The 13,054-nt window shown below is 33.3% G+C and carries 10 protein-coding genes; 9 read left to right on the top strand and 1 reads right to left on the bottom strand.

Features of this window, described 5'->3' with window-relative positions; genetic code table 11:
* Positions 1-145: 145 nt before the first annotated feature.
* The 9 genes from AC061E_RS01105 (at position 146) to AC061E_RS01145 (ending at position 12,449) form a co-directional block, all read left to right on the top strand.
* Positions 146-1,303 carry a homogentisate 1,2-dioxygenase gene (locus AC061E_RS01105; protein WP_478284613.1) on the top strand — a complete coding sequence of 386 codons (1,158 nt, stop codon included), beginning with the start codon at positions 146-148 and terminating at the stop codon, positions 1,301-1,303.
* A 206-nt stretch (positions 1,304-1,509) separates the two neighbouring features.
* Entirely contained in the window at positions 1,510-2,670 is a 1,161-nt protein-coding gene (hppD, locus tag AC061E_RS01110) for a 4-hydroxyphenylpyruvate dioxygenase (RefSeq protein WP_478284614.1), read from the top strand.
* 292 nt (positions 2,671-2,962) lie between these two features.
* The gene (locus AC061E_RS01115) at positions 2,963-3,733 is read left to right on the top strand and encodes a DUF3108 domain-containing protein (RefSeq protein ID WP_478284615.1); all 771 of its coding nucleotides are present in this window, start codon (positions 2,963-2,965) and stop codon (positions 3,731-3,733) included.
* Positions 3,733-4,668 carry a tryptophan 2,3-dioxygenase family protein gene (locus AC061E_RS01120; protein ID WP_478284616.1) on the top strand — a complete coding sequence of 312 codons (936 nt, stop codon included), beginning with the start codon at positions 3,733-3,735 and terminating at the stop codon, positions 4,666-4,668. The genes AC061E_RS01115 and AC061E_RS01120 overlap by 1 nt, the downstream gene beginning before the upstream one ends.
* A gap of 20 nt (positions 4,669-4,688) precedes the next feature.
* On the top strand, positions 4,689-5,909 hold the full coding sequence (locus AC061E_RS01125; protein ID WP_478284617.1) for a M23 family metallopeptidase: 1,221 nt from the start codon (positions 4,689-4,691) through the stop codon (positions 5,907-5,909).
* A gap of 157 nt (positions 5,910-6,066) precedes the next feature.
* The gene (gene pgi / locus AC061E_RS01130) at positions 6,067-7,719 is read left to right on the top strand and encodes a glucose-6-phosphate isomerase (RefSeq protein ID WP_478284618.1); all 1,653 of its coding nucleotides are present in this window, start codon (positions 6,067-6,069) and stop codon (positions 7,717-7,719) included.
* Between the two features lie 338 nt (positions 7,720-8,057).
* Positions 8,058-11,312 (top strand): TonB-dependent receptor, encoded by a 3,255-nt coding sequence (locus AC061E_RS01135; protein ID WP_478284619.1) that lies wholly within the window; start codon positions 8,058-8,060, stop codon positions 11,310-11,312.
* A gap of 93 nt (positions 11,313-11,405) precedes the next feature.
* The gene (locus AC061E_RS01140) at positions 11,406-11,840 is read left to right on the top strand and encodes a hypothetical protein (protein WP_478284620.1); all 435 of its coding nucleotides are present in this window, start codon (positions 11,406-11,408) and stop codon (positions 11,838-11,840) included.
* 81 nt (positions 11,841-11,921) lie between these two features.
* The gene (locus tag AC061E_RS01145) at positions 11,922-12,449 is read left to right on the top strand and encodes a septal ring lytic transglycosylase RlpA family protein (protein ID WP_478284621.1); all 528 of its coding nucleotides are present in this window, start codon (positions 11,922-11,924) and stop codon (positions 12,447-12,449) included.
* Here the strand turns inward: AC061E_RS01145 and AC061E_RS01150 are convergent, their stop codons facing one another.
* Complete coding sequence (locus AC061E_RS01150; protein WP_478284622.1) at positions 12,450-12,917, bottom strand: CYTH domain-containing protein; 468 nt, start codon at positions 12,915-12,917, stop codon at positions 12,450-12,452.
* Between the last annotated feature and the right edge of the window lie 137 nt (positions 12,918-13,054).

Here is a 13,054-nt window from a genome sequence, read left to right on the forward strand (position 1 = left end):
ATAATGAAAGCAAATTGGACAGGTTTATTAGCGCATTTACAATTCCTAATCAAGAGAAATCCGGAGTAGCGAATCAATTTTTGATTTAGAAAAAAAACCAAGCGTTACCGCTGTAATTAATTACACCTTTTTTAAACAAAAAATTATGCCACTATATCATAAACTAGGGACTTTCCCTCAAAAAAGACACACACAGTTCGAAAAACCGAATGGCGGCTTTTATTACGAACAATTGTTTGGAACCGAAGGTTTTCATGGTCATGCCTCTTTATCTTACCATGTGCACCGCCCTACGCAAGTCAAAGAAATTCTCAAATCGTATTCCGTTGAACCTAAAATAGCCATTGGTAAAAACATAAAATCTTTGTTGCTAAAAGGATTCGAACTAAAACCTGAAGATGATTTTTTAGACAGTCGTAAAGCGTTGTTAGTCAATAAAGATTGCACCATCGGTTTAGCAGCGCCCAAAAAATCTTTAACAACGTATTTCTATAAAAATGCCGATGCCGATGAAATGATTTTCATTCACAAAGGAAAAGGAAAATTGCGCACAATGTTAGGGAATATTCCTTTTGAGTACGGCGATTATCTTATCATTCCACGCGGAATTATTTATCAAATAGAGTTTGATACTAATGATAACCGTTTGTTTTACGTAGAATCATTTGCTCCATTTTATACTCCAAAACGTTATAAAAACGAATCGGGTCAGCACTTAGAGCATTCTCCTTTTTGCGAGCGTGATTTTATTTTGCCAAGCGAACTAGAAACGCATGACGAAAAAGGAGATTTCCTTATCAAAATTAAAAAAGAAGGCATGGTGCATGAAGTGGTTTATGCCACACATCCCTTTGACGTTATCGGTTGGGACGGTTATAATTTTCCGTATGGCTTTAGCATTCACAATTTCGAGCCTATTACAGGACGAGTACACCAGCCGCCACCAGTACATCAAACTTTTGAAACTGCAACTTTTGTAGTATGCTCATTTGTACCTAGATTGTACGATTACCATCCAAAATCAATTCCAGCGCCTTACAACCATAGTAATATTGACAGTGATGAGGTCTTGTATTACGTAGATGGAGATTTCATGAGCCGCAACAACATAGAGCAAGGACACATAACGCTGCACCCAAAAGGTATTCCGCACGGTCCAGCACCGGGAGCTATGGAGCGCAGTATTGGTCACACCGGAACCGAAGAGTTGGCCGTAATGGTAGATACTTTCCGACCGTTGATGGTTACAGAGGAGGCCATGGGTCTAGACGATGGTCAATATTATAAATCTTGGGTTGAATAAATAAGTTTTCACCTTGGATTTCAGGAGCTATTTCCTGCTGTACGCTATATCTTTTTCTGATCTCGTTAAAAAAACGAGACCAGAAAAAGGATGCCGCTTCCATCAGGGCTAGGAGTACAGATTTCAAAACCATTTTAATAAAATCACAAATCAATTCTTTTAAAGGAAAGCAATCTAAAAAAAGAATTCAAAAACAAATAAATACCATGTCAAAAGAAGTAAAATCAGTAGAATACGGACTAGAAAAAATATTTGAAGGAGCACAAGATTTCTTGCCGCTTTTAGGAACAGATTACGTAGAGTTTTATGTAGGGAACGCCAAGCAATCAGCCCATTATTACAAAACAGCCTTTGGCTACCAATCATTAGCTTACGCTGGTTTAGAAACGGGTGTAAAAGACAGAACATCTTATGTATTAAAACAAGATAAAATCCGAATTGTTTTAACTACGCCATTAACGCAAGATTCACCTTTACATGATCATTTAAAAAAACATGGTGATGGTGTAAAAGTAGCAGCTCTTTGGGTTGAAGATGCTACAAGTGCTTACGAAGAAACTATGAAACGCGGTGCACGCTCTTTTATGGAGCCTACCGTAGAGCAAGATGAATTTGGTCAAGTTGTTCGCTCAGGGATTTATACTTACGGTGAAACGGTTCACATATTTGTAGAAAGAAAAAATTACAACGGGATTTTCTTGCCAGGCTACAAAGAATGGAAATCCGATTATAACCCTGAACCAACAGGTCTTAAATACATAGATCATATGGTAGGAAATGTGGGCTGGAACGACATGAATACTTGGGTAAAGTTTTATGAAGAGGTAATGGGATTTGTTAACTTCCTTTCATTTGATGACAAACAAATCAATACTGAATATTCAGCCTTGATGAGTAAAGTAATGTCAAACGGAAACGGTAGAATTAAATTCCCTATCAACGAACCTGCCGAAGGAAAAAAGAAATCACAAATTGAGGAGTATTTAGATTTTTATGGTGGGCCAGGAATTCAACACATTGCCATTGCAACAGATGATATTATAAAAACAGTAAGCCAATTAAAAGCAAGAGGTGTAGAGTTTTTATCAGCGCCGCCGCATACCTATTACGAAGCTATTCCAGAGCGTTTAGGTACGCACATGGGTATGATGAAAGAGGATATCAACGAAATCGAAAAATTAGCCATCATGGTCGATGCCGATGAAGATGGCTATTTGTTGCAAATTTTTACTAAACCTGTTCAAGATAGACCAACCTTATTTTTTGAGATCATTCAACGTATGGGAGCTAAAGGTTTTGGTGCAGGAAACTTTAAAGCCTTATTTGAATCAATTGAAAGAGAACAGCAATTACGAGGAACGTTATAAAAGTTAATTATTTTTACATATTGTGAAAAAATAACCATTCAACGACCTATTTTTTATTAAATGTTGTGTTAAACTTTATTTTTTATAAATAAAACTGGATTTGTTAGCTACCTTTGCACTCGCAAAAAGGGAAGGGGTGGTTTCCTTCCTAATTTCATATAAATTTCATAGTTTATAGTTTTTTGGTTAGTTAATAGCATAAAAACTCAGTCATTATTTGACTGAGTTTTTTTGTTTTAATATATTTGGAATAAAAATTGTAATACGAGTATATAAATTTATAAACTAAGAAATGAAAAAATTACTTGTACTCTGTATCATTGGTATTACCTTTGGTTTTTCCTCACCCCAAGAGGATGCCTACGCAGTAGGAGAGTTTTTTAAATTCAGAATTCACTACGGCATTGTCAATGCGGGTTATGCTACTCTTGAAGTAAAAGATGCCAATTTAAACAATAAAAAAACGTTTCATATTGTGGGGAAAGGCTACACCACAGGTATGTCAAGATTTTTCTTTAAAGTAGATGATTTATACGAAAGCTATATTGATAAAGAAACAAGAAATCCATACCAGTTTGTTAGAAAAATTGACGAAGGCGGATACACAAAAAATCAAGAAGGTTTTTTTAATCAATCCTCAAATAAAGTAGTTGTAAAAGATTACAAACATAAAACAGAAAAGGCACTTTACATTCCGAAAAACACTCAGGATATATTGTCAACATTTTACTACCTTAGGAATCATCCTAATATTGATAAGTTAAATGTTGGAGAATCTATAGCTGTAGACATGTTTTTTGATGATGAAACCACAAAATTCAAGCTAAAATTTATTGGGCGTGAAAATATAACCACTAAATTTGGCGTTGTTTCCACTATGATATTTCGTCCCTTAGTGCAATCAGGGCGTGTGTTTAAGGAACAAGAAAGTGTTACGGTCTGGATATCAGATGATAATAATAAAGTTCCGTTACGCATAAAAGCTAGTTTGGCTGTAGGGTCTATAAAAGCAGATCTAGATGCTTATAAAGGGTTAAAGAGCCCATTTAAATTAAAAAAATAATGAGTAATACAGAGGTTTCTGAAACTATTTTAAAAGAAATTGAGCAAAAATATCAGGCTATTAATCAAAAAGTAGAAACCCAACTTGAAGGTTTGCTTTGGTCTAAACCCATAACGTATTGGGATTATATTCAAACAGATGCTTTGCTGGGCCTGCAAACACAGCGCACCACCCTTCCCGATGAAATGGTGTTCATCATGTATCACCAGGTCAATGAGTTAATTTTTAAAATGATTCTTTGGGAAATCAAGCAAATTGCCTATCAGCCAGCTATTGATGCTGAGTTTTTTACTGAAAGAGTCATGAGAATTAGCAGGTATTTTGACATGCTTACAACTTCTTTCAGCATTATGGGTGACGGTATGGAGTTAGATCAGTACATGAAATTTAGAAATACATTAACTCCTGCAAGTGGTTTTCAAAGTGCGCAATATAGATTTATTGAGTTTTCATCCACTGACTTAATTAACCTTATTGACAATAGATTTAGAGGAACAATAGATAGAGATACCCCATATGAGCATGCACTAGAACATTTATATTGGCAAGCAGCAGGCAAGGATTATCACACGGGTAAAAAAACCTATTTGCTAGATGAATTTGAGAAAAAATATAAGAAAGAATTCCTGGCCTACATGGAGGAATACAATACCATTAATATTTGGCAAAAATTCAAACAGTTACCAGAACTAGATCAGCAAAATCCAGAGTTAATCAAAGCTATGAGACACTATGATTATACGGTTAATATTACTTGGGTTATGCAACATTTAAATACGGCTAAGAAGTATATTGATCAAAGCGGTCAAGGAGATGGTGAAGCAACTGGCGGAAGCGATTGGAAAAAATACATGCATCCAAAATACCAAAAGAGAATTTTTTTCCCAGAATTATGGAGCAGTCAAGAATTAGAGAACTGGGGAGTTGAGGTGTAAATTGAACGTAAACAGGTAGTTTGAAAAAAATATTAACAATAATTGCAGCATTATTTTTGATAATGTCATGTAAACAAGAGGAACTTAAAGTTGAAACAGTTAAGAGTATAACGAAATCAAAAAAAAGTGAGTTTGGTTTTATTTATGCGGATTTTAATGTTGTACATGATACAATTCATGATGGCGATACCTTTGGGACTTTACTGGAGCGTCAAAATATTGGTAATCGACAAGTTTATGATATTATAGCAAAAGTTAAAGATAGTTTTAATGTTAAAACAATTCGGCTAAACAAGCCTTATACCATTCTTAGATCTAAAAATAAAACTAATGATCTTCAGGTTTTTATTTATCAACCTGATAATTTGAGTTATTATGTTGTAGATTTTAGAGATACTGCAATTGCGGTGTATAAAAAAGTAAAACCCATAACTATTAAAAGACGAACAATAGGTGGTGTCTTGAAAGAATCTTTATCAGAAACTTTAGGGAATGCAAAAATTGAAGGTGCATTGGCTAGTAAAATCACTAAAATTTATGCTTACTCTATAGATTTTATGAAGTTAAAAAAAGGCGATCGTTTTGCATTAACATTTACGGAAAGGTATATCAATGATTCTATTTATGATGGAGTGGAGGAACTTGAGGCTTCTTTTTTTGAATACAAAGGAAAGTTTATTTATGCATTTCCTTTTGCACAAAATCCAGAATCAGGTAAAGTAGATTATTATGACGAACAGGGTAAAACATTAAAAAATTTCTTTCTCAAATCTCCAATAAAGTTTAGTAGAATATCTTCTCGTTTTTCATCGAGTAGATTTCATCCCGTTCAGCATCGCTGGAAAGCACATAAAGGTACTGATTATGCTGCGCCAAGGGGAACACCTATTACAACCACAGCAGGAGGAGTGGTTGAGCAAAGTGGTTATTCTGCCGGAAACGGAAATTTTGTAAAAGTCAAACACAATGGAACTTTTTCTACTCAGTACTTACACATGTCTAAGATTCTTGTGAGACGAGGACAAAGAGTTACTCAAGGACAAGTTATTGGCTTAGTGGGTAGCACCGGCCTCGCAACTGGTCCTCACGTATGTTATCGTTTCTGGAAAAATGGAGTTCAGGTTGATGCATTAAGACTCAAATTACCTACTGGCGAGCCCATGACAGGGGCAAATAAAAATAGGTTCTTACAACAAATAACTCCTTTGAAACAAGAACTGGATAGTATTGCAAATTTATAAGCAAACAGTACTTTATTTTAATAGTTAGGTAGAGAGCATCTGCTTTTAAAATGAAAATACTTTGCACTTCTATTTGTGAAACAATCGGGTTTTTAATCATTAAACTAATTTGAGTATTTTTACCAAAATTTAATTACTACTAAAAAATACATTTTAAATGGCTTTAGATACAATTAATCCAACAAATACTAATGTTTGGAAAAAACTTGAACTGCATTTTCAATCTATGCAAAAGGCAACAATTCAAGATTTATTCGAGTCAGACCCGGCTAGGACTGAAAAATTGAATATTCAATGGAATGATTTTTTAATAGATTACTCAAAAAATATTATTGATCAGGAAACAGTTCAGTTATTAGTAGAATTAGCAAATGAAGTTGGACTTAAAGCTGCTATTGCTGATTATTTTGATGGTACAGTGATTAATAAAACCGAGAATAGAGCGGTCCTTCATACTGCTTTGCGTGCTGTTGAATCTGCAGTGGTCAATGTAGATGGCGTAAATGTAATGCCTGAAGTATATGAAGTAAAAAATAAAATAAAAGGATTTACAAACGAAGTTGTTTCGGGTATACGAACTGGTTTTACAGGAAAACCTTTTACAGATATCGTAAATATTGGAATTGGAGGATCAGATTTGGGTCCAGCAATGGTAGTCGAGGCTCTTCAGTTTTATAAAAACCATCTTAACGTTCATTTTGTTTCAAATGTGGATGGTGATCATGTTCAAGAGATCATAAAAAAATTAAATCCAGAGACAACGCTTTTTGTAATTGTTTCAAAAACATTTACCACGCAGGAAACTTTAACGAATTCAGAAACTATTAAAGATTGGTTTCTAAAATCAGCAAAACAAGAAGATGTTGCCAAGCATTTTGTTGCAGTTTCAACTAACCTTGAGAAAGTAACTGCTTTTGGAATAGATGCCAGCAACGTTTTTCCAATGTGGGATTGGGTTGGCGGTCGTTTCTCTTTATGGAGTGCGGTAGGTCTTACTATCAGCTTATCAATAGGGTATGATAATTTTGACAGTTTGTTGAAAGGCGCTAATGAAATGGACGAGCATTTTAAGACAGCTGATTTTGATAAAAACATGCCTGTTATATTGGCGATGTTGAGCGTTTGGTACAATAATTTCTTTGGTGCTGAAAGTGAAGCTTTGATTCCTTACACCCAGTACTTGCAAAAATTTGCACCTTACTTGCAGCAGGGTACCATGGAAAGTAATGGTAAAAGTGTTGGTCGAGATGGAAAGCCAGTTAATTATCAAACAGGCACAATCATTTGGGGTGAACCGGGTACCAATGCACAACATGCTTTTTTTCAATTGATACATCAAGGGACAAAATTAATCCCAGCTGATTTTATCGGATTTGTTACTCCTTTATATGGAGATACCAATCATCATGATAAGTTAATGTCCAATTTCTTTGCCCAAACAGAAGCGCTGATGCACGGAAAATCTGCCACGCAAGTTCAAAAGGAATTTGATCTTCAAAGAATACCAGCTGAAAAAGTAGAATTCCTATTACCATTTAAAATTTTTACAGGTAACAAGCCTACAAATACAATTTTGATTCAAAAATTAACCCCGCATACTTTAGGTTCGTTAATTGCTTTATATGAACACAAGATTTTTGTTCAAGGAATTGTTTGGAATATCTTCAGTTTTGATCAATGGGGTGTTGAACTTGGAAAACAATTAGCAAATTCTATTTTAGCCGAGATTGCTACAAAAGAAATTCAAAGTCATGATAGTTCTACCACTTTCTTATTAAATCATTTTTTAAAAAATAAATATTTTAACTAAGTTCTAGAGTAAGCAATATTTTTTTCAAAAAACGTTAGATCTTATCAAAATCAATAGCATTTATATCGCATTGAATAGTAAGATTTAACGTTTTTTTTTAATTTAAAAAAATAAAAAGAATGTGAATAAATATTTCTATTTCTGAAGCATTGATTTTTTTGACGAATAATTATAGATCTAGCATATTTGTTAAATTTAATTCATAAAGTAGCCCATAAAATTTAAATTTGTTGATTTTTATTAAATTCTTATTTTCACAAACTTGGATTCTTAACATTGTGTTAACTTACTTAACTAAATTTGTTATAATTTTGCCAAATATTAATAAACTAATCAATATGAAAAAATTATTAAAAGCGTTTTTTGTGTTATCCGTTTTGTTGCTTACAGCAGCAAGCAGTTATGCACAAGGTAACACTAATTCTTCTATTAGTGGTAGTGTATATGATAAGGATAAGTTAACCCTACCGGGAGCTTCAATTCTTGCGGTACACACACCATCTGGTACTCGCTATTCAGCATCTACAGATTACACGGGTAATTTTAGAATCTCAAACATGAGAGTTGGTGGTCCGTACAAAATTACAATTTCATTTGTAGGTTTCGCTAACTTTGAAGACAGTGATGTTTACTTGCAGTTAGGAGAAAACAAAACTTTTAAAATTAATTTAGCTGAAGAGTCAAATCAATTAAAAGAAGTTATTGTAAGAGCTTCAAGAGATAATACTTTTAATTCTCAAAGAACCGGTGCTCAGACTGTTATTAATTCTGATAAGATTAAAGCTTTGCCATCGTTATCAAGAAATATTTCTGACTTTGCAAGGTTGACACCACAAGCTCAATTAAGAGGTGATGATGTTTTATCAATTGGTGGACAAAACAACAGATTTAATGCAATTTATATTGATGGAGCTGTAAGTAATGACGTTTTTGGTTTAGCTGCAAATGGTACCAATGGAGGTCAAACTGGAGTAAGTCCAATTTCTGTTGATGCTATTGAGCAATTTCAAGTGAGTGTTGCTCCTTATGATGTAAAATTGTCAGGATTTGCTGGTGGTGCCATCAGTGCTATTACACGTTCAGGAACAAATAATTTTGAGGGTTCTGCTTATTTCTTAAACCGTAATGAGTCAATCTCAGGTAAAACTCCTCCGTCATTAGCTGGTACAGCTGGAAGAAAAAAACTGGGAGATTTTTCTGCTTTGACTTACGGAGTTCGTGCTGGTGGTGCAATAGTTAAAGATAAATTATTTTACTTTATTAACTATGAAAGACAAGACAACGAAACTCCTCAACCATTTGAATTGTCAACCTATACAGGATTGTCAGCAAATAGATTGGGAGAGTTAAGAACGAAATTAGCTTCTTACGGGTATGATCCAGGTAATTTCAATAGTAATGTTCGTACATTAGTAAGTGATAAATTAATTGGTAAAATTGACTGGAACATCAATGATAATCACAAGTTATCTTTTAAACACAGTTATGTAAAAGCAGAACAATTCTCTCCAAGTCGTTCATCAGCAACTGCTATTAGTTTTGAGAATGGTAGTCAATTGTTTAATTCAGTTACAAATTCTACCTCATTAGAATTGAACTCAAGATTTGGAAATAAATTTTCAAATAACTTGGTAGTAGCTTACACTAATGTAGCGGATGATAGAGATGCAGCTGGTAATCCATTTCCAACTGTTCAAATTTTTGATGGAGCTAACCAAAGTATATTTTTTGGAGCTGAAGGTTTTTCAACTGCAAACTTGTTAGATCAGAAAATATTAACAATCACGGATAATTTTGAAATCAATGCTGGAATAAGTAAAATTACATTAGGTACTCATAATGAGTTTTCACAATCTAAAAATGTATTTTTTGGTAATAATTTCGGTTCATACCGTTATGCAAACTTAGACGATTTCTTATTAGATAGAAGACCGAATAGATTTCAATTGAACTACTCTTTAATAGGAGGTGAAGGAGACGGATCATTAGGTGCTGCTGAATTTGGTACTAAACAATTTGGTTTTTATGCACAAAATGATATGAGGTTATCTGATAATTTTAAATTGTCTTATGGCGTAAGAGTTGATATCCCTGTATGGGAAGACGGATTGGGTAATGCTGATTTCAACAACAGAACAATTCCATTGTTACAAGCTGCGGGTAAAAACTTGCAAGGAGCTGTAGTAGGTGAGCGCATCAATACAACTGCACATATTGCTCCGCGTATTGGTTTTAACTATGATTTAAATGGTAAAAAGTTAACTCAATTTAGAGGTGGTGCGGGTATTTTTACTTCAAGATTGCCTCTTGTATGGCCAGGTGGAACATACAACAACAATGGTGTGACTCAAGGAGCTATTCAAATTACTAATGCTGCACAAATGCCTGTTTTCAACCCGAATCCAAGTGTTGCTAGCCAAATCGCGCCATTACCTAACACTACAGCATTCCCTAGACCAGGTTCTGGTGGAAGAGGTGGTAATATTGATTTATTTGCTAAAGATTTTAAATTACCACAAGTATTTAAAGCAAGTTTTGCTGTAGATCAAAAATTACCTTTAGGTTTTGTTGTTACATCTGAAATCACATATAATGATAACATCAGTGCGGTAACTTACGAAAATTTAAATATTAGAGCAGCTTCTAATAACTTAACGGGTCCAGATACAAGACCACGTTACAATGGTAATACAAGAGTAGATAATCAATATTTAGGTATATACTTAGGGTCTAATACTAGTGAAGGAAAAGCATATAATATGTCTTTTACTTTAGCTAAAAATTTCAAATCTGATTTTATTGATGGTAATATCTCTGGAACTTATTCTTACGGTAAATCAACTGTTTTACTTGATGCTACTTCATCTCAAAATAGTTCACAATGGAATAATACTGAAACTGTAAATGGAGCTAATTCATTGAGATTATCAAGATCTGATTTTGATCCAGGAAGAAGAATTATTTCAAATGGTAATGCTACAATTAAATGGAGTAAATTTACAAAGTCTAGAATTGGTTTCTTTTATGAAGGAGCTCAAGGTACTCCAATAAGTTATGTTTACAATGACTCTGGACGTTTATTACAGGATACTTTTTCTAATTCAGCATTGATTTTCATCCCTGCAAAACAGTCTGATATTGTTTTGGTTAGTACAACTGCTAATACATTAACTCCACAACAACAATGGGATGCTTTAAGTGCTTTTATTGAAGGTAATGAATATTTACGTGAGAGAAAAGGTGGTTATGCTGAGCGTAATGGTGATCGTTTAAAAACAAGCCATGTTGTAGATTTTAAATTCGCTCAAGAGTTCACAGTTAATGTGGGTAAAAAGAAACATACTTTCGAGATTACTGCTGATATTTTCAATTTTACAAACTTATTGAACAAAAATTGGGGTAAAAGATATTTTACTGCAAATGATCAAGTTCAATTGTTAACACAAGTTGGTTTTGGTACAGGTGCAAATGCAAATACACCTACTTTTAGTTACAATCCAACTGTTGGAAACAATATTAACCAAGTTGATGATGTGGGTTTAAACTCATCAAGATGGCAAATGCAAACTGGTGTTCGTTATACGTTTAACTAGTTTACTTATAAATAAATCAACCCTCATTTCTTATGAAATGGGGGTTTTTTTATGTCTTTTTTTATTATATTTGTTAAAACAAAAAAAGTATTTATGTACCATTTTATTCAAAAATTTCATTCAGGCTGGGCGTATCTAGCACTTTTAATCCTAGTTGTTGCAGTTGTAAACGCTGCAATAGGATTGTTTTCTAAAAAGGATTTTACTTCAAAAGATCGTAAAATAGCACTGTTTGCTTTGATTGCAATTCACATTCAATTACTAGTTGGAATTATTTTGTATTTTGTTTCCCCAAATGGAATACAAATGATAAAAGCAGTTGGAATGGGTGGCCTTACAACAGAAAGTAGATTACTAGCATTGGAGCACCCGTTGATTAATATTATTGCCATTGTTCTTATTACTATAGGTTGGTCTAAGCATAAAAAATTAGTTTCAAGCGAGTCTAAATTTAAAATGTTTTCTATTTTTTACGGTATTGGTTTACTTCTTATATTGAGTAGAATTCCATGGAAATTATGGTTGTAAAAACCTGTAAAAGCTCTAGAAATAGAGCTTTTTTTATCTAGGTATGGTTTTTGCAATTTTTGTTCAATTAATACATATTACATGAAAAAATCAATTACTCTATTTATATTTATAGCAATGGTTAGTTTTGCTGTTTGTCAAACATCTGTAGCGACAAAGCAGAACGTCTCTAATACTAAAGGTGCTTCTGTAAAAGGAGCAAGTAATAAAGGTCTTATAGAAAAAGACTCCATTAAAAAAGAAAGAGCTATTGCCGATATTCAGGAAAAAAAAGCCGATTCAATGATGGCGAACTTGGGAACATTCAAATTGTATAAAAAAGAGTCTCATGCCTCATATTATGCCGATAAATTTAATGGTAAAAAAACATCTAGTGGCAGACGATTTGATAACTCTAAACTTACTGCTGCTCACAAAAAACTTCCTTTTGGGACAAAAGTTAGAGTAACTAATGAAAAAAATGGCAAGTCAGTAATTGTAGAAATTATAGACAGAGGACCATTTGTGAGATCAAGAGAAATTGATTTAACCAAACGTGCTTTCATGGAAATTGCATCTAATAAAGGAAGTGGTGGTATGCTTGTTACACTTGAGGTTTTAAACAATTAATTACCATTCTTTAAAAGGAAAAATACTTAGATTTGAGTTGTAATACCGTTGATTTCCTGTGACTTCTTGACCAAGCCAATTGGGTTTGTCAAATAATTCATTTTCTGATTGCAATTCAATTTCTGCTATGATTAGCCCTTCATTATCTCCATGAAATTCATCTACCTCGTAGATGTGGTTTCCGTTTTGAATTTCGAATCTTGTTTTTGTGATAGCTCCTTTTTCACATAATTTGAATAATTCTTCTGCTTCAATTAGTGGTATTTCTTTTTCCCATTCATATCTGGAAGTTCCTGACTCGTTTGAAATTCCTTTTATTGTAAGGTATCCTTTTTCATTTCTGATTCGTACTCTTACCGTACGTTCTGGTTTTGAACTTAAATATCCTTGAGATACAACGCTTTTTGTATGAATTTCTTCTTTAAAGGATTGATTTTTTACAATAAATTTTCGTTCGATTTCAATCATAGCTTTTTTGATTTTGGCTATTCAAATGTATTGTTTTTTAATTGAAGTTCTTATTTCTAAAACATAATTACATTTTATTACTTTTAAAATTTAGTTTTTTTATCTTATGAATTAGTAATTTTTAATCAAAGAAAGTG

It is taken from the genome of Flavobacterium sp. GNP011 (genome assembly GCF_056428925.1).